The organism is Saccharopolyspora sp. NPDC045839 (assembly GCF_056431645.1).
The window spans coordinates 1-20,699 of the sequence record NZ_JBWKKH010000030.1 but is presented as its reverse complement, the minus strand read 5'-3'; the positions used below and the strand labels follow the sequence as shown (position 1 = coordinate 20,699).

The 20,699-nt window shown below is 65.4% G+C and carries 1 protein-coding gene (running past one end of the window); it reads left to right on the top strand.

The window, feature by feature from the left end:
- The coding region annotated (locus AC07EQ_RS32230) for a WXG100-like domain-containing protein (RefSeq protein ID WP_478391605.1) crosses the window boundary (this coding region is incomplete at its 3' end): on the top strand, nucleotides 1-20,699 show 20,699 of its 37,900 nt. The annotated region extends 17,201 nt beyond the left edge of the window.

Below are 20,699 nucleotides of genomic sequence, written 5' to 3'. Positions count from 1 at the left end.
CGCCGGTGAACGGGAGCTGGAACGCGGCCGGGAGGGTTCGGCGCTGCATGCCTTGCGTGTGCTTCGTTCGCTGGTTGCGGATCGGGTGGGCGTGGAGGAAGACGCTGTTACTGATGAGCAGGTCGGTGAGTTCGTCAGGTCCCAGCCGGGCCCGGATGAGGTCGGCCCCCTGCTGGACCGGATCCAGACCGCCCGCGGCCTGCTCGGCGAGGTCAGCGAGGTCAGCGCCGTCGACCGGTTGGAGGATCGCCGTAGGCATTACGTCGCCGCTCTCGGCGAGATCAGCACGCTGCTGGGCAACCCCGAGCTCAACCGCGATGCCGTCGTCGGGATCGCCAGGGAGATCGCGCGTGGGCTGGGAGCACTCCGGGCTGAGCCGAGGACCGCGTCCGATCAGCCGTTTGCCGTTGACCGCGGAGCCGGTCAGAAGCCGTTGACGAGTGAAGCCGATATCTACGCTGCCGCGGGGGATCTGAGGCGTCTGAGGCCGGATTACAACGACCTGAGGGCCGCGCAGCGAATCGTCAGCGAAACCAACCTGTTTGACACCCCGGTTGACCCTGGTTATGTCGATCTCGACGGTGAAGTCGGCTGGGGCCCGTTCAACACGGTGTCTCGCCTCGTTGCCGAGAAGATCGCGAACCGCCCTCGGGGGTGGAATGAGCCTCGTCTGAAGCGGTTCGCCGCTGAACTCGGACGCGTTCTGCGCACCGAGAATCCGCGGTGGGTGGTGCGTAGGGAGCTGGAGAAGCTGAGGGGCGGCGCTGGTCCCGGCGACGCGAGTCATCAGCCCTCCGTCGCGCCAGGTTCGCAGACTTGGGAGGATGTGGTAGCCGCCGCGTTCCGGGATAAGCCGAATGTGCTGTTGGAGCCGGAAATTTGGTTGGACCGGGCTCGTGAAGGTGTCAGGGCGGCTGGTTTTGCGTCGCTGGGGTGGGACCTGAATTCGATCGGGGAGGTTCTGTTTTTTGCGCGGGAGAGTCTTGGTTCGGGTTCTGGCGCGGCGGGGTGGCTCGTGTCCAGGGCTGGGAAGTACATGTACGTTCCGAATGCTGCGGTACCGAATGCGGTGACATCGGATGGTGGGGGGTTGGCGGGGGATCGACCGCGTCGGTTGAACTGGAGCGGTGCGCTGAACGGGCCTGAGCTCAACTTGTTGGCGGGGTTCGTCAAGGCGCCTCGGCGTTTCATTTCGGTGGCGGAGTTCGATGCGCTGCGTGGTCGAAAGGTGGCAAAGTCTTCCGCGTTTGTCGGTGAGATCAATGGGTTGTTGCTGGCGAATAGTGCGGGTTACATCTTTGCCATCAATGACGGCGAAGATGTTACGGGGTTTGTATATGCGTCGACTGGCGAGGAGGGGGATCGGTTGTTGTCGATGGCCGAGATCCCGGACGTCGATCGCACATCGTTGCAGCCCAAACACCGGTGGGTTGGGTGGGAGTTGCTGGTGGGTGACCACTGGCGGGCGTGGTTGAGTGCCGGTGCGGGGCAGTTGTTGTCGGCCCTGCAAAAGGGCCAGCCGCGGCAGGTGGACGAGCCGTCGACGCGGGTAGTGGCGGAACTGAACTCGGTCGGCGCCGAGGCAGGGGTGGGGAACCTGGTCGCGCCTGATGGCGGGAACCTACGGTGGGAGCTGGAGCAGGCCGGGCATGCGGCGAAGCTGACCAAGTTGGATCCACCGGAGCTCGGTACAACGAACAACTCCGCGCAGCAGCTGGCGCGGAGGAAGTGGGGGACGAAGCCGACGGGGGCGCTCGGCGAACGGCGTGCCGAGGAGAGCAAGGTGCATTTGACGTCGTTCAAGCAGGTTCCCCTCGCGTCTGACGCGAGCCCGGCGGAGAGGTTGCTGGCGTTCTATAAGGCGAATCCGGGCCGCCCCATACCTATGCGCATTCTGCAGCAGGCGGGGTGGCCGAAACGGCGGCTAGACAATCCCGTTAACCCGAGCATTGTCAGGTCCCATAACACTCGGATCCAAAAGAGTTTGGGTGGCGGAGGTTTCGAGGAGTCGAGCGGCTGGATTGTCACCGAGATACGTGGTGACGAGACGGCTTATATGTATGTGCCCAAGATGCCGGTGGACGATATCGAAAGTCGAACGGGGCACCGGTTCACCGCGGCCGATTGGGGTAAATTATTAGACCCAATCCCGTTGAAGGTGCTGAATTTCTTCGTGCAGGCGCCGGCGGAGGAGTTCTTCCGTGGTGATCTTCGGAAGAGTATCTGGGGTCCGAACTCCCGAAGTACAGATCGTGTAATTGAGGTAACAATCTCGAAAGTCAACAATGTGTTGAGGCGGCACGGTGCCGGGATCATTGTTTCGCACCCGTCCGGAAAAAAGGATGGCGGTGAGAGTTCGTGGTGGTATACGACGACCGGTGCGCCAGGGGATCGGCTGATTGCTCGGTCCATGATCAAAAATCTGGTGGAAAAGGTGTGGTCGCGCGGGAATGCGCCGCGGACTAAGGGCTTGTTGATGAAGACGCCTGGCCGGTGGGGGTGGTTGGAGCGCGATGAGTTCAAGGTGATGGGTGAGCTGAAAGCCCAGGAGCCGGGGACGCGGTTGAAGCTCGTGGACGCCTCGGTCACGAGTCGGATCAAGGCCCAGTTGAACGCGGTCCTGCAACCCGGTTCAGGTTGGGTTGAGGGTGACCGCCAGCGGGGGATCGTGTTCGTTCCGGGTCAGGGTGGGGTGGAGCTGGAGGAGGCGGGGGATTCGTGGGTGGGGGGTGTGTGGGACAGGGCGCGGGTGCTGTCGGCGGTGTCGGTGTTGGAGCCGCCGGGCAGTGGTGAGGCGTGGAATGAGATTTGGGGCCAGTTGGGTCCGCCGGACGAGTTGGACGCCTTGGCGGGTGAGGATGGGGCGGTCTTTGAGGGTGTAAGGCGGGTGGTGTTGCTTCGGGCTGGGTGGGGCGAGGCCGCTGCGGTGGTGTTCGACGAGATCCTGACTGGTTTGGTGGCTGAGCAGCCGGCCGTGGGGGCATCGTCACAGGCGCTGGAAGCGGGATCGTCACAGACGCAGGTGCAGGCGCAGGAACTGGTGGTGCTGGACGGCGGGTTTGGGTTGCCGCCGGTGGGCGACGCAGGGGCAGACGACGCGGGGTCAAGCGACGCGGGGGAGGCGTTCAGCCGTGACGGCATCGGTGGTGGTGACGCGGGTTCCGGGGATACCGCGGCTTTTTCGGTGGAGTGGACACCGCAGGGGTTGCTGGATGCGGCGGATGCGCTGGATGGGGCCCGGGCGCGTGACTTGTCGTTGGCTCCGGAGCGGTTGGCTTCGGCGATGCGTGAGGTGCGGCAGGTTTTCGATGGCCCGGGGTTGAGTAATGTTGTGCGGCATTGGCTGGCTGAGGCTGGGCCGGCGTATCGGGATGCCGCGTTCAGGATTGTTGCGCATGTGCTGGCTGAAACGCCGGCGGCGATGGCGGCGATGAAGGAGTTGCCGTATTTGCCGGAGTTCGCCGTTGTTGATCTGAGTTCCGTCGTGGGTCTGTTGGAGGTTGTGGCCAAGCAGGTGCCGGCCTGGCCGCTGAGGTTCACGCCGGAGGGTCTGCGAACGGTGGCGGATCGGCTTGATGCGGCTGAGCGGGCGTTCCTCGAGGGGCAGCAGGAATGGAGAACGCTTTTCGAGCGTCTGGCGCAGGCGAAGTCCGAGGTGGCTGACGTCTTTGGCTGGATGTCGGAGAAGCATCTCTTGGCTGGTCTGGATGGGGCGGATCGGAGTGCTGTCCACCGGATCGTCGTCTATGCACTTGTCGGTCGGCAGTTCGCGCTTGAGGTGCTCGACGCGACACCTCAGCTTCGTGTCGTGGACTGGCGTTCTGCGACGGAGTTGGTGCAGGGCATCGCGGACAATATGCGGCAGGTTCGGCAGTGGGGGGCACTGGCGGGTGGAGTTGAGGCGTGGGAGTCGTTCTCTGGCGCGTTGGACCGTTTGCGGCTGAGGTCGCACCGCGTTCCGGAACTGGCGTCGTTGAGCATTGTCGGCGGTGATGTCCGGGATCGGCTGGGGGCGCTCGCGCAGAGTGCAGAGGAGCCGTCCACGACCGAGTTTCTGGTGGTGCAGCGTCCGCGTGGTGGGCAGGACCAGGCGATGCATGTGCGCGGACGGCAGGTGCTGAGTGGTGTGTTTCCGGATGCGCTCGGTGATCCCAGTTCCGGGTATTCGGTGTATGGGCTCGATGCTGGAGGGCGCCGGATCGACCCTGGGCACGTTGCCACCGTGATGCCCGTGATGCCCGGGTGGACGGGTGAGGCGTTGGAGGCGGGGCTGGCCTGGGTCAGCTCTGCCGAGGCCGACTGGCTGCCGCTGCTCCCCGAGGCCGAGCGGGAGACGTATAACCGCAGGCTGGGTCACGAGCAGCGTCTGATAAACGAGGGGCATGTCGGGTACATCAGCCCGGCGGCAGCGGCTTTCAGCGAGAAATACCCTGGGGACTGGAGCAATCTCCAAGAGATTGCCCTGCGAGCGCACTTTGGCTCGCAGCCGGCGCTGGGGTTGTTCAGGAGGACGCCCGAGCTGGCTGGGCTGGTGCACGAGGGCTCGTCACGGGTCTATTTTCGTGGGTTGGTGCCGGTGTTGACGCAGGTCGTGCGGGACAGGTACCAGCGGGCGGCGAATGAGGGCGAGCCCGGTGATCTGGGTGCGCGGCAGCGTGTTCTTGCTTGGGATGCGCTGCCGGTCATTACGTTCGCTGGGCTGGAGGATGCGGCGAATCTTCTTGTTCGTGAGACTGACAGCGATCGCTGGGATGTGCCGGAAGTTCACGACCAGCTGACCGAGAGCGATCGGGAGTCGAACGCTCAGCTGCTGAAACGTGGCCAAAACGCGGTGAAGAGCTTCTTGTCGCCCCGAGAGCCGAATGCTCAGACATTGGACATCTTGCGAACCTTGGGCGAGCTGCCGTCGGCGAAGCTGGCCGCGGTCGAGGTCATCACGGCTCATGTGCTGGCGGGCAATCCGTTGGCTCTGCTGATGCTGGCGAAGACCGAGGCGTTCCGCGTCGCCGACTCCTGGGGGCCTTTGCCCACAACGCGGCCCACCTCAAAAACTGCTGTCCATGTGATGAAGGTTTTCGCGACCTTGGTGTCTGCTGAGCCTGCGGTGACCGGGCAAGAGGATTCTCGGGGCGGAGCGGCCGGACAGGGATATGTGGCGCCGTTGAGCGCCGAGTGGCTGCTTCGTGCGGCGGATGAGCTTCGCGGATACGAGGGAGGCATAGCGGTTGAGACATGGATGGATCGCGCCGAGCAGCTGCGGCCGGCGAAAGAAATGGTGTGGGCCGCGTACGGAGAGTTGAGCGACGACGACCCGGGCGCTCTGCGTGCTCTGAATGCGTTGGACCCGGTGGTTCAGCGCGCGGTCAACAGGCTCATCGCCGAGGCATTGGCGGGCGTGCCGAAGGCGCTACAGATCGTGCGGGCTACGCCGCAGCTCAAAGACCTTGGCTGGGACCCCAATGTGGACCCAGATGTGGACCCCGATGTGGAGCTCGATGGCGTCGCCGTTGCGGTGTCGGCGCTGGAAATCGTTGCTCGGAACTTGTCGGTCTCGCCGGAAAGCGCGCCCCCGGCGTCGATGGTGTTGCCGGTGCGGTCGCAGGGTGCCGTGCCCGGGGAGTCGACGGCCGGTGCGGAACAAGAGCAGACGCAGGTGCAGGCGTGGGACGGCGTGTCCGTGTTGCCGCCGGTGGACGACGCATTGGTTTCAGAGGCACTGCAGTTCATGAGCGGTCTGACCGCCGAGTGGGGACCGGCCCAGGGGCAGGACGCCGCGTCCAATGCCGACGGTAGTCCGGACACCCTTGCAGGCGACAACGTCGATGGTGATGGGTTGCTGGGTGGTGGGTCTGATGATTCTGCGTCGCTGGACGGCCAGCCCGGGTCGGTCGCAGAGCGGCCTTCGCCAGTACGGTCCGACTTTGGGGGCGGCGCGCCGGACGGGTCGTCGCGGGTCGACGATGGGGTTTTGCCCTTGGCGGGCGGCGTCAGGGAAAGCGGCGGGCCGTCGGTGGCGAGTGGGGATCGGGGTAACAAGCGGTCGGCGTCTGGTGTGGTGGGTTCTCCGGCGAAGCGGCCGAGTGTTGAGGGTGCGGGGTCTGGTGGGTTGGTGTGGTCGTGGGATGGGTTGGTCGATGTGGTGAGGCGGTTGGATGAGGCTGATGAAGTGTTTGTTGCTGAGAGTCAGGAGTTTGTGGCGGATGTTGAGTCGGTGATGGGGGAGGGGTTGCCCGAGGCGTATCGCAAGTTGCGGGTTGAGGTGCGCGAATTCTTGGAGGGTCTGCCCGATGAAGTGCAGGGGGCTGTTGATTGGTTTGTGGGTTATGTGCTGGCGGGTCGGCCGTTTGCGTTGGATGTGGTGGAGCAGACGCCGCAGTTGTGGGGGACTGCTGGTTCTGCCGAGTCGTTGCTGGGGGCTGTGGCGGGGGGGTTGGCGTGGGGGGAGTTGGAGGGTGGGTCTGCGGCGCGGGATGGGTTTGCGCGGGCGTTGGGTCGGGGGGTGTCGTTCGACGGTGGGTTGATGCCCGGGTCGTTGGAGGTGGTTTCGTCGCAGCGGGATGTGTGGGGGGTGCTGAATGCGACGGTGTTGCGTGCGTTTGCGGCGGGCGTGGATGCGGTTGAGGCGCTGGTGGTGGGGCGGCCGGTGGGTGGTTCGGGGGATGGTGCGGGAATTCGGGCGTGGCACGTGTCGGTGCGGGACGCGGAGGTGCAGGAATCGCCGTCTGGTCTGGGTGATGAGGGTTTTGAGTACTCGGTGGTCGTGTTCGATAACCGGGGGCAGCGGGTTGATCTGCCAGTCGATGACGAGGTAGCGCTGCGGCTGCAGTCGCAGGATGCCGAGTTGGGAGACGACTCCTGGCTCGGCGCACCGGACAAGTCTTCCAACAATGACGGATCCCCCATGGAGGTCGATGAAACCACTGCCGAAAATCAGGTGATCGGGCATCAGGAGGTGCTGAACCCCGACCCTCTACCGCGTGCGGTAGACCGCCCCGGCGAACAGGGCCAGCCGGAAACGGCTCCAGAGGTTTCGTCCGTTACCAGGGACGCGGCCGCCGTCGTGTTCGATGGCCGGGAGCAGCGGCTTGCTCTGCCGGTCGATGATGACGCGGCGCCGCAAGGTGAGTCGAGTTCGTCGAGCCGGCCTGGCGTGTCTCATCCGGCTACGGCGGATGTGCGGCCGTTGGAGTTGACGACGCCTGGTGGGTTGCAGTCCCTGGCGCGTGACCTTGAAGGGCTGCGCGAGGCGGAGCTGGACGTGGAGAACGCCCGGGAGCTGAGCAAGGTGGGGTCGAAGCTTGGCCGGACTTGGCAGGCAGTCGTGGACAGGGGGCTGCTGCCGGTGTTCCGCAAGGTGTTTCCGCAGGATGTCAAGACGGTTGCCAAGCATATCGTGGCGAAGACGCCGCGGGCCGTGGAGGCGGTCCGGGCATCGGAGCTGGCGGGCTTGGTTAACACCGAGGGTGAGAGCCGGATTCCGCTGGCGGGGTGGCTGGTGGTGCTGGCGCACGTGGCTGAGGGGTCAGGGAATGTTGCCGGTGATGACGGGACGCCGGAAGGGCCGTTGACGTTCGAGCGGTTGGAGGAGGTTGCGTGGGAGCTTGGTGATGCGGCTGAGGTGGAGCGTTGGGCTCTGCCGCCGACGGACGAAGTGCTCGACGAGACGAAGCGGGAAGCTGCGGCATCGAATCTGGTCAAAGCCAAGCTTGCGGTGCTTGAGGTGTCCGAGAAGGAGGCGCCGGAGGCCTTCGGGCAGCTGCAGTCGCGCGAGCAGGAGGTTGTGAAGACGTTCGTCGCGCATGTGCTGGCGTTGAATCCGTTTGCGTTGCGGGTGATGGCGAAGACCGAGGCGTTCCGCGCCGCCGAGTCGTGGGGCAACACCGACGGCTGGGTCCTCGACCTGGAACATTTCACAAAATCCAGGGATTTTGCCGCACCCTTGCTGAACCTGGTCGCCAGGGCTCTCCTGCAGGGGGCGGTTCCGGGTGGATTGTCGCAGAGCCCGCAGCCGGGATCCGCCGAAAGTCAGAAGGTTACGGATCGCTTGCCTGCGGGATTGCGGGAGGTGGTCAGCGCTCTGGACGAGGACGAGCTGCGCCCCTTGCAGGATCTTTTGAAGACGTCGTGGTCGTCTAAGCGGCGGTCGGCTCGGTCCGAGCGGTCGTCGGCTGTGTCCGAGCGGCGGTCGGCTGTGGCCAAGGGGAAGCAGGAGGTGGCCAGGGCGCTGAGCCCGGAGGGCCGTCGGGTCTTGGGCGGCGGGGACTCGGTGGTTCAGAGCGCGATCATCAGGTTCGTCGCCGAGGCATCGGTGAGTGGCTCGTTGGCACAGAAGATTGCGCTGCAAACGGGCTTCACCGCCGGTGACGTCGAGTCGTTGTTGGGGGCTGTTTCGACGGGTATGGATTGGAGGCCGCTGGCGGCGGCCGCGAAGAAGCTCGCGCCGGAAAGCGGCGGGCGGTCGGGGACGAGTGGGGTTTCTAGGAAGCGGCGGCGTGCTGTGGAGCAGGTGGATCCTCTGCCTGCTGCTGTGGAGGAGGTGGGGCCTCTGGCGAAGCTGCCGCGTGTTGATGATGCGGGGTCTGGTTCTGGTGCGGGGTTTGGTGGGTTGGTGTGGTCGCCGGAGCGTGTGGTGGCCTTGGTGGCTGAGTTGGACGCGGCGGAGGGGGCTGTCGCGGAGCGTACGGCTGAGGCTGTGGCGTTGGCGCATGGGCGGGTGGGGCCGGAGGTGGAGGGTGTTTTTGCGCGTCTGCCTGAAAATGTGGGGAAGGCGGTGGATCGGTTTGTGGGTTATGTGCTGGAGGGCCGGCGGTTTGCGTTGCGGGTGGTGGAGCAGACGCCGCAGTTGTGGTGGGCTGCTGGTTCTGCCGAGTCGTTGCTGGGGGCTGTGGCTGCGGGTTTGGCGTGGGGGGCGTTGGAGGGTGGGTCTGTGGCATGGGACGGGTTTGCGCAGGGGTTGGCTGGTCGGGGGGCGTCGTTTGATGGCGGGGTGATGCCGCGGTCGTTGGAGATGATTCCGGAGGACCGGAATGTGCGGGGGGTGCTGGATGCGACGGTGATGCATGCGTTTACGGAGGGTCGGGTTGCGGCTGAGGCGTTGGTGGTGGGGTGGCCGGAGGGTGGTTTGGGGGGTGGTGCGGGAATTCGGGCGTGGCATGTGCCGGCGGTGGGGGAGTTGCCGTCTGGTCTGGATGATGCGGGTTTCCGGTACTCGGTGGTCGTGGTCGATAACCAGGGGCAGCGGCTTGATCTGGTGGTCGATGACGAGGTAGCGCCGCCGGTGCAGTCGCACATGCTGGAGGCTGCGCCTGCCGATCAGAACATCGCAGCCGCACGTGGTGTCCTCGGCAGGTTCGCTGACATGAACCAGTTGATGACTCGGCCTCGGCATTACCGCGCTGCAGTCGACGCGATTAGCCAGCTGTTTAGGGTTCGCGAGTTCAGTGACGCGTATATCGACAACGCTGCTCGGATGATCGCGCACGGGCTCGGGGTGCTTCTTCCTGAGCAGGTGATGCCGTCTGATGCGCCGCCTGCGGTGGTTCTTGGAAACGGTCAGGCCCTGTTGACGAGTAACGATATCCATGCTGCCGCAACGAAACTGAGCCCGCCGGGCTACAACGACCTGACGATCGTGCAGCGAATCGTCAACAAAACCAATCTCTTCGACACGCCGGTTGACTACGACCACGTTTCCCGTCTCGTTGCCCATCAATACAGGACGAATCCCGGCTCGAGCTGGAACGAGAAGCGTCTGGAGGAGTTCGCGGTTCGTCTTGGCCTCATTCTGGGCACGGTCAATCCGGCGTGGGTGGTGCATTTCGAGGGGTTGGCCGGAACCGGTCCTGATCAGGTCGGTCAGGAGCGGCCCGCGGCGCCGGTGCAGTACGACCCGTATGAACTTCAGGCGTGGAAAGAGCAGCAGCGACGTGAGCAACTGCCCGGGGGTAGGAACGATCCGGCCGGGGCAGCGCCGTCTTCCCAGCCGCCGGCACCGGCACGCGCGCCGGAGGATGTGACGCCGGCCGAGTTGTCGGTGTCGGAGGTCATGGACGCGCAACCGATGCCGGTGGCGGGTGATCCGCGTCTTCCGTGGCGGCCTGCCACCGAGGGGCCGGCGACTCAGAACATGGTGCCGTCGGCGGTTGATCTGGAACTCGTTGACCATCTCCAGGGTGGCAAGGACCGGCGTCCGGATTACGAGAGTGCACGTCGGGCGCTTGAGGAGCGGGTGGAGCGGCTGGAGGAGCTCGCCGCCAGCCCCACGACCAGCCCCACGACGGCCGCCCAGCTCGATCGGGCGCGTGAGGACCTGGGCATTTTCGACACGCTCAAGGACCGGTCTGACTGGGCCGCGCTTGATCCTGGCCACGTGGCGGCCATGGTGACGGCCGAGCGGCGCGGCCGTATGTACCTGGAGCGGGACACGGCCAGGCTGCGCGAGCGGCTGCAATCCGAAGAGTGGGCCAAGGGCTATCCGGTCCAGGACGAGGCGCGATATCAGCGGCTGCTTGATCGGGTTTACGAGTACGTCGGCAACGAGATGGTGCCAGCGGTCAACCGGAAGGCCACACAATGGCTCCCCTCGGTCGGACGCACGGCGATGGACCACATCCTTGCCACGGGAACGCTGCAAGGCATGTGGGAGACAGGTGGGACGGCAGGCGTAACCGGATTCGCCAGCCGTGGTGCGTATGACGAGATGTTGGGTCATGCGGCGGCGGTCGGGCGGCAGGCCGGACAGTTCCAGAACCCGAACGACCCCAACAACCGCTTCCAGCCGGCCAGACCTGAGCTACTGCCGCTCTACGCTTCCCACGTAGACCCGCGGTTCGAGCCCTCCGGAACGGACCTGAGCTACGGTCATGTCGCTTTCTTCCTCAAGCCCGAAGTTGGTGGCAGGGCCACGTTCACCCCGAACACCAGCGTCAGCAGCCAGCCGTCCGCCAGCGCGAGGGCGGTCACCGGTCCCAGCGGTATTCCGACGATCCTGGCGTACACCAAGGCGCCCCGCTTGCGGTTGCTGGCCGGCTTGGCCACCAACTTCGAGCACGACCCCGAGCTGGCGCTGTCGCTGGCGGACCGCGCGCCCAAGGTGCCTTACATCGAGCGGCAGATCCTGGGCCGAGTGACTTTGGCCGACGTGGATCGGGTCGTGATCAACTTCGGCAACGGGCGGGACGGCGCACCAACGCTTGTCACGGCCAGAGACCTTGCGTCGGCCCTCGTGGACCGAGCTCGCAGGGACGGGCACAACCTCACCGTCGAGCTGCACCCCGCCGGGAAACCCGCGCCAGCCATGCGGTCTGCCACCGGGTACCCGGCAGTCGTCCGGCTGGGGAAGGAGCTGGAACCCGGCCGGGAGTACTCGGTCGACCGGCTGCGCGCCCTGCGTGTGCTTCGTTCGCTGGTTGCGGATCGGGTAGCCGTGGACGAAGACGCCGTTACTGCTGAGCAGGTCCGTGAATTCGTCAGGTCCCAGCCGGGCCCGGACGATGTCGGCACCCTGCTGTACCGGATCCAGACCGCCCGTGAGCTGCTCAGCGAGGTCAGCGACGTCGACCAGCTGGAGAACCGCCGTAGGGATTACACCGCCGCGATCGCCGAGATCAGCACGCTGCTGGGCAACCGCGAGCTGAATCGCGATGCCGTCCTCGAGGTCGCCAGGGGGATCGCGCGTGGGCTGGGCGCACTCCGGGCCGAGCCGAGGACCGCGTCTGACCAGCCGCTTGCCGTTGACCGCGGAGACGGTCAGAAGCCGCTGAACCTGAGGGGCGGCGCCGGTCTCAGGGAGGGCCGAGGGTTGCGCGGCCTCATGAGGCGGCTGATGAACGTGCAGGAGGACGCTGACCCGTCCACCCAGCCTCCGCCGCGGCACACCGCACCCGAACCGTCGCAACGGCCTGAGGCCGGCCCGTCCACTCAGACCGAGGGCATGCGGATCGCCCACGAGGTGGTGATCGATCCCGCGAATCCACCCGCGGTGCTGTCCCGGCATGAGCTGGTTACGCGCATCGACGGCGGGCGGTTGGTGGCTGAGGATTTCGAAGCGGCGACGGGTGGGTCTCTGGAGCTGCGGCTGCTCGGCGGTGATCCCCGTGAGGCGAGGGCGCGTCTGCGTGCGGCGGCCGTTGTTGCGGATTTTGCCGGGGTCGTGGTGGCGACGGCTCCCGTCGCCGGGAAGGCGTGGGTGCTGACCCGGGAGCAGGTGGCGCGTGAGGAATTCGGGCCGGAGTTCTTGCGGAGCGGGGTCGACTACTACGCCCACGCGGTCGACAGCGCGGGCAGCACGATCGATCTCGACCTGGACCAGCTGTCGCGGACGGCGCAGGAGAAATACGCTCCGCTGACCTGGACGTTGGAGGGAATGCGTCAAGCGGCAATACGCCTTGCAAAGCTGGGGGAACCACCGAACGACGTCCGGCGATACGAGGACTATCGGGCCAAGGTGGAGCAGGCCTACCGCGACCAGCACTTGAGTGAGGAGTCGCAGGACTTCCTGGCCGCGCTGGAAAAGCGGCACCGGGACGCGATCACCGCGATCGTCACCGACGTGCTCTACGGCATGAAGGAAGCGGCGACGATGCTGGTGGCGACACCGGAACTTCAGGGCTCCTCTTGGAGGCGCGCCACCAGCTTGCTGGACGCTTTCGCGACGCAACTGCGGGCGAATCGGCCTGCTGGCCTTGGTGAGATCGCCCCGCAGCCGACTCCGCACTGGACGCCCGAGGTTGCGGCGGCACTCGCCGGGCAGGAATCAGCAGACACGTCAGCGCCGCCTGTGCCGGTGGCGGTTGATCGGGTGATTTCCGGTCGGTGGTTGGCGGACAACAACGTGAATGGGTGGCGTGAGGCACAGGACGATTTCCAGAGGGCGCTGCGTGGGCGGGGGTTCCGGGGTGTGGAGCCGGAGCTGGTTCGGTTGCGTTCTGATGCCGGTGATCCTCGGCGTTTCCTGGAGAGTTTGGTGGAGGGTGATGGTGGTTTTGCTGAGGCGGTGGTGGTGCGGCTGTCGCAGTCCGGGGGGGTTAGGCGGGCTTGGCATGTGACTGAATTGGACGTGTCGGGGTGGGAGCTGTGGGGTTTACCTGAGGGTTTTGCGGATAGTTTCTCTGATTACTTCGTGTACGCGGTTGATAAGCAGGGGCGTGTGGTTTTTGGCGGGTCGTCGGGTACGGAGCTTGTGGCGGAGGAATCGGTCGCGAGCGGTGTTCGCGATGAGACGGAGTTTGGGGTTGATCATCCCGATTTTCCGGCCGATGGGATGACTACCGAACGGGCCAGCACAGGGCCGAACGACCAGCGGGACGAGTCGCTCAGCGGCGACGAGCTGGGGAATCGGTCTCCGGACGGGCTGAGTACCGAGCAGGAGCAGGAGTTTCCCGGGCTGCCGGATGGTTCCTGGCCCGAGGTGGAGGCGGCGGCACTCGCCGGGCGGGAATCAGCAGATGCGGCGGCGTCGCCTGTGCCGGTGGCGGTTGATGGGGTGATTTCCGGTCGGCAGTTGGTGGAGAACGTGGTTGAGGGACGTGAGGCGCGGCGGGATTTCCAGGAGGCGCTGAGTAAGCGGGGGATCGAGGTCGTGGAGCCGGAGCCGATTCGGTTTAGTTCTGACGCTGGTGATGCACGGCGTTTCCTGGATGATTTGGCTAATGGTGATGCTGGTGAGAGTGGTTATGGTGGTGAGACGTTTGCTGAGGCGGTGGTGGTGCGGCTGCCGAAATCCGGGGGGAGCGGGAAGGTTGGGCGGGCTTGGCATATGACTGGTACGAACGTGAAATTGTTGGAGTTCCCTGGGGATTTTGCGGATAGTTCCTCTGATTACTTCTTGTACGCGGTTGATTACCAGGGGAACATCGTTATTGGCGGGTCGACGGGTATTCCTCCTGTGGAGGAATCGGTCGCGAGTGGTGATGATGATCATGCTACCGAACAGCCGGACGAGTCGCTCAGCGGCGACGAGCTGGGGAATCGGTCTCCGGACGGGCTGACCTCGACGCTCGAGGGTCTGCGTCAGGCGGCGCTGGATCCGGATGCGGCGGCACCCGCGGGGCGGGAATCAGCAGATGCGGCAGCGTTGCCTGGGCCGGTGGCGGTTGATGGGGTGATTTCCGGTCGGCAGTTGGTGGACAACGTGGAGAAGGTGGTTGGGGGGCGTGCGGCGCTGGAGGAATTCCAGGGGGCGCTGCGTGAGCGGGAGTTGCAGGTTGTGGAGCCGGAGCAGGTTCTGCTGGGTTCTTTTGCCGGTGATGCTCGGAGTCAGCTGGAGAGTTTCGCAGAGAGGGGTGTTTTTGCTCAGGCGGTGCTAGTGCGGCTGCCGCGATCCGGGGGGGCTGGGCGGGCTTGGCGTGTGACTGTTGGGGCAGTGCAAATGTGGGAGGCGTTGGGCGAGTTCCCTGAGGGTTTTGAGGATAGTTTCTCTGATTACTACTTGTACGCGGTTGATGATCAGGGGCGTGTGGTTTTTCCCGAGTCGTCGGGTGTGGAGCCTGAGGAATCGGTCGGGAGTGGTGCTCGCGGTGGGGTGGTGTCTTGGGTTGATCATCCCGATTTCGCCGGGATGGCTACCGAACAGGCTCGGCCTGCTGGCCTTGGTGAGATCGCCCCGCAGCTGACGGCGGTCGGGAGCGGTGTTCGCGGGGAGCAGCAGGCTGATCTTGATTCGGTTGACGGGTTGACTGGCGGGCTGATCTGGACGCTCGGCGACTTGGCCGCAGCGGCGAAGCGGCTTCGCAACGCCGAGAACAAGCGCCTGTCGCCGGAGGAGCGAGACAGTGTCGAGAGCCGTTTCGGCCAGGCTCTGGAAGAGGTGGAAGGCGCTAGCACGGCGCTGGCCAGGCCGCAGGAGATCTTCCTGACGAGCCTGTCATCGGAGTACGTCGAGGCCATCAGGACGATCATCGCTCTCGCGTTGATCGGCAGTCCGGCGACGACGGGAGCGTTCGCGAGGACGCCGGCGTTGGAGTCTGCCGAGCCCCAGGCTGACGTGTTGCTGAAGATCTTCGTGCAGCAACTGCTGGATCATCGGCCGGGATCGTCGGTGTTGGCTGCGCCGGAGCCGGGATCGGAGACTGCCAGGCGGTCGGACGAGGTGAGCTTGCCGTCGGTTGAGCCGTTGACGGAGCGGCCCGCGCCGGGGTCGCGGGTCGGTGCGCGGGACGGGTCTTGGGACGACGGCGGATCTTCCGTGGAGTTCGATGAAATCGCTGCCGACAATCAGGTGATCACCCGTAAGCAGCTGAGGGACAACGTGGTCTATGGGCCCACGGCGCGGAAGAACTTCCGGCAGGCGCTGAGGATTCGAGGCCTGCCGGACGCTGAGCCGGAGCCGGCCTTCTTCAGCGACGTTGCGAAACTCGCCAAGGCTTTGCTGACGACTCTGGCCGATGCCGGTGCGTTCGTCGAGGCGGTGGTGGTGCGGTGGCCGAAGACCGGGGCGTTCGAGTTGGACGGTCAGGCTTGGCATCTGAGCGTCGAGCAGGTGCGGGACTCGGAATTCCCGGCCAACTTCGAGGACGCTGCCTCCAAGTACTTCCTGTATGCGGTACGCGACGACGGTAGTGCGGTCACCGGCAGTTCCCCGCTGCCCAGTCTTGAGGGCGATCCTGGGGTGGGGTCGTCCGGGTCTCGTGGTGGTGGGACGGGGCCGGGCGGGGTGAGTCTGCCGTCGGTTGAGCCGTCGGTTGAGCGGCCTGTGCGGGGATCGCTCGAGGGGCGGGTTGGTGGGCGGGAGGAGTCTTCAAACAGCGATGGGTTCCTCATCGAGATCGAAGAGGTCCGCGGTGGGGAACCTGCACCAGGCGTGGGTTCTGCCGCCGGGGATTCGGCGGTTGTCCGGTTGGGGCGGGAGCTGGACTGGGGTCGGGAGTATTCGCCGGACCGGCTGCGGGCTTTGCGTTCGCTTCGTTTCATGGTCGCCGATCGGGAGAACGTTGCGGAAGACGCCGTCACCGCTGATCAGGTCCGCGAGTTCGTCGAGTCCCGGCTAGGCCCGGGCCATGTTGGCACGCTGTTGTACCGGATTCAGACGGCCCGCGAGTTTCTCGGCGAGGTCAGCGAGATCAGCCGGTTGGAGGTCCGCCGTAGGCATTACGAAGCGGCGATTGCCGAAATCAGCACATTGCTGGGTGTCCGCGAGCTGAACCGCGATGCCGTCGTCGAGGTCGCCAGGGGGATCGCGCGTGGGTTGGGGGTGCTCCGGCCCGAGTTGGCGACGTCGTTTGGCCAGCCGCCCGCCGTCGGCCGCGGAGAGGGCCGGGAGGCGCTGACGAGTGAAGACGGGATTTATGCTGCCGCAACGAAGCTGGACCCGCCGGGCTACAACGTCCTGAATGATGCGCAGAGGATTGTCGCCGAGACCAACCTGTTTGACACCCCGGTTGACCTGGAGCGGGTCGACGTCGGTGGTGAAGTCGGCGTGGGTTTCCCGTTCAACACGGTGTCTCGCCTCGTTGCCGAGCGGATCGCGAACAGTGGCTGGAGCAAGAAGGATCTGAAGCGGTTCGCCGCTGAACTGGGACGCGTTCTGGGCACCGAGAATCCGCGGTGGGTGGTGCGTAGGGAGCTGGAGAAGCTGAGGGGCGGCGCTGGTCCGGGCGACGGGAGTCATCGGGCTTCCGGCGCGCCAGCACAACTGGACCCGGCGGCACAACGCCCCGGAAACGCACAACCGGCTCGGGCGGATGAGGTTTGGGGGGATGCGTTAAAAGACGCGTTCCTGGCGAATCCGAATGTGCTGTTGGAGCCGGAAACGTGGTTGGACCGGGCTCGTACAGCTGTCGAGGCGGCTGGTGTTAAGGCGTCGGCGTCGAGCGAGAGCTCGTTCAAGAAACATCTGCCTTTTGCGCGGAAGGGCCTTGGTTCGGGTTCTGGCGCGGTGGGGTGGGTCGTGTCCCTGGATCGGGAGTACATGTTCTTTCCGAATGCTGCGGTATCGGATGCTGCGGTATCGGATGGTGATGGTGGGGGGTTGGCGGGTGATCGAGAGCGCTTGAACTGGGACGATGTGCTGGAACAGGATGGGGTTGAGGTGTTGGCGGGGTTCGTCAAGGCGCCTCGGCGTTTCATTCCGGTGGCAGAGGTCGATGCGGTGCACGGTCGAAAGTCGCCCCACGCTTCCGCGCGCATTGTTGCTGAGATCAATGGGTTGTTGCTGGCGAATGGTGCGGGTCATATCTTTGGCGTCTATGACGGCAAGCGGATTACGGGGTTCGTGTATGCGTCGACTGGCAAGAAGGGGGATCGGTTGTTGTCGGTGGCCGAGATCCCGGATGTCGGTCGTGCACAGTTGCAGCCCGAACACCGGCCGGGTGGGTGGGAGTTGCTGGTGGGTGACGACTGGCGGGCGTGGTTGAGTGACGGTGCGGTGGAGTTGTTGTCGGCCCTGCAAGGGGGTCGGCCGCGGCCGGTGGACGGGTTGTCGATGCGGGCAGTGGCGGAACTGAACTCGGTCGGCGCCGATGCGGGGGTGGGGGACCTGGTCGCGGCTGTTGGCGAGAACCTGCTGCTGCAGCCGGCCGGGAGTAAGGCGAAGGCGACGCTGACCAAGTTGGAGGAACCGGAGCTCGGTGAAAAGAACTACCGCGCGCAGCAGCAGGCGCGGAACAGGCGGGGGCTGGGGGCACCAGGGAGGGCGCGCTACGTCAAGCGGCAACGGCGTGCCGTGGAGAGCCCGGTGACGTTGGAGTCGTTCAAGAAGGTTGATTTCGCGTCTGACGCGACGCCGGCGGAGAGGATGCTGGCGTTCTATGTGGAGAATCCGGGCCCCATTCCTGCGCGCATTCTGAAGCAGGTGGGCTGGCCGGGACTGCCGCTAGACGATCCCATCGGCCAGAGTAGTTTCGACCACTGGCACCTTCGTCTCCACAAGCGTTTGGGTGACGGAAGCTTCGAGGGGTCGAGTGCCTGGATTGTCACCGAGGCACGTGGTGACGAGACGGCTTATCTGCATGTGCCCAAGATGCCGATGGCCGATATCGGTGGGCGAACGGGGCACCGGTTCGCCGCGGCCGATTGGGGGAAATTGTTAGACGCAAGCCATTTGAAGGTGCTGCTTTTATTCGCGCGGGATCCGATGCGGAAGTTCTCTCGTACTGATGTTTGGAATAAAATCTGGGGGCCGGGCTCCGACGTCAGGAAGGACCAAGTTCGTGACACAATCTCGAAACTCAACCTAGTGTTGAGGCGGCATGGTGCCGGGATCATTGTTTCGCACACGCCCCGAAAAGGGGGTGGTGAGGGTTCGTGGTGGTATACGACGACCGGTGCGCCAGGGGATCGGCTGGTTGATAAGTCCTCGATCGAAGGTCTGGTGGAGAGGGTGCTGCCGCTGCCGCGCGGGCGTTCGGTGCGGGCTGCGGGCTTGTTGATGAAGACGTCTGGGTGGTGGGGGTGGTTGAGGCGCGATGAGTTCGATGTGATGCGTGCGCTGATGGCTTCTCAGTCGGGTGCGTGGTTGGAGCTTGATGTTTTCGCGGACGCCAAGGGCACGATCCCGCTGGAACGACTGAAGCGGATCGAGCCTCAGTTGAACGCGGTCCTGGAACCCCGGCCCGACCCGGAGGTGCCGGGAGGGGAATCGGTGAGTTCGGGTCGGGTTGAGTTTGACCCCGAGCTGGGGATGATGTTCGTTCGGGGTCCGGGTGCGGCGGAAGTGAAACTGGTGGAGGCGGGGGATTCGTGGGTGGGGGGTGTGTGGGACAGGGCGCGGGTGTTGTCGGCGGTGTCGGTGCTGGAGCCGCCGGGCAGTGGTGAGGCGTGGAATGAGATTTGGGGCCAGTTGGGTCCGCCGGACGAGTTGGACGCCTTGGCGGGTGAGGATGGGGCGGTCTTTGAGGGGGTAAGGCGGGTGGTGTTGCTTCGGGCTGGGTGGGGCGAGGCCGCTGCGGTGGTGTTCAAAGAGATCCGGGATGGTTTGCGGGCTGAGCAGGCGGCCGCGGGGGCATCGTCACAGGCACAGGAAGCGGAATCGCCACAGACGCAGGAACAGGAACAGGCGCTGGACGCCGCGTCCAATGCCGACGGTAGTCCGGGCGCCCTTGAAGGCGACGGCGACGGGTTCCTGAGGTTCTTGGAGGAACTGGACGCCGACGACGTCGTCGAGGGCTTCGAGTTTGACGTTGAGGGCTCCGGGTTTTCCGGTGACTCGGGGGATGTGCGGCCGTTGGAGTGGACGACGCCTGGTGGGTTGGAGTCCCTGGCGCGTGACCTTGAGCTGCGCAAGGCGGAGCTGGACGTGGAGAACGCCCGGGAGCTGAGCAGGATGGGGTCGAAGCTTGGCCGGACTTGGCTGGCAGTCGTGGACAGGGGGCTGCTGCCGGAGTTCCGCAAGGTGTCCGCCGACGATGTCAAGACGGTTGCCAAGCACATCGTGGCGAAGACGCCGTTGGCCGTGGAGGCGGTCCGGGCATCGGAGCTGGCGGGCTTGGTTAACACCGAGGGTGAGAGCCGGATTCCGCTGGCGGGGTGGCTGGTGGTGCTGGCGCACGTGGCTGAGGGGTCAGGGAATGTTGCCGGTGGTGCCGGGATGCCGGATGGGCCGTTGACGTTCGAGCGGTTGGAGGAGGTTGCGTGGGAGCTTGGTGATGCGGCTGAGGTGGAGCGTTGGGCTCTGCCGCCGACGGGCGAAGTGCTCGACGAGACGAAGCGGGAAGCTGCGGCATCGAATCTGGTCAAAGCCAAGCTTGCGGTGCTTGAGGCGTCCGAGAAGGAGGCGCGGACGAGCTTGGGGAAGCTGGGCTGGCGCGAGCGGGAGGTTGTGAAGACGTTCGTCGCGCATGTGCTGGCGTTGAATCCGTTTGCGTTGCGGGTGATGGCGAAGACCGAGGCGTTCCGCGCCGCCGAGTCGTGGGGCAACACCGACGGCTGGGTCCTCGACCTGGGAGAGTTCAAAAAATCCAGGGATTTTGCCGCACCCTTGCTGAACCTGGTCGCCGGGGCTCTCCCGCACGGGGCGGTTCCGGGTGGATTGTCGCAGAGGGGTCGCTTGCCTGCGGGATTGCGGGAGGTGGTCAGCGCTCTGGACGAGGACGAGCTGCGCCCCTTGCAGCCGGTTGTGAATTCGTCGTCGTCGTCTGGGCGGCGGTCGGCTGGGTCCGAGCGGTGGTCTGCTGTGGCCAAGGGGAAGCAGGAGGTGGCCAGGGCGCTGAGCCCGGAGGGCCGTCGGGTCTTGGGCGGCGGGGACTCGGTGGTTCAGAGCGCGATCATCAGGTTCGTCGCCGAGGCATCGGTGAGTGGCTCGTTGGCACAGAAGATTGCGCTGCAAACGGGCTTCGCCGCCGGTGACGTCGAGTCGTTGTTGAAGGCTGTTTCGACGGGTATGGATTGGAGGCCGCTGGCGGCGGCCGCGAAGAAGCTCGCGCCGGAAAGCGGCGGGCGGTCGGGAGCGAGCGGGGCTTCTAGGAAGGGGCGTAAGCGGGGGCGGCCTGCTGCTGTGGAGCAGGTCGGTCGTCGGGTGGGTCCTCTGGCGAAGCGGCGGGGTGTTGAGGGTGCGGGGTCTGGTTCTGGTGCGGGGTTTGGTGGGTTGGTGTGGTCGCCGGAGCGTGTGGTGGCCTTGGTGGCTGAGTTGGACGCGGCGGAGGGGGCTGTCGCGGAGCGTACGGCTGAGGCTGTGGCGTCGGCGCGGGAGGTGGGCGCGGAGGTGGAGGGTGTTTTTGCGCGTCTGCCTGAAAATGTGGGGAAGGCGGTGGATCGGTTTGTGGGTT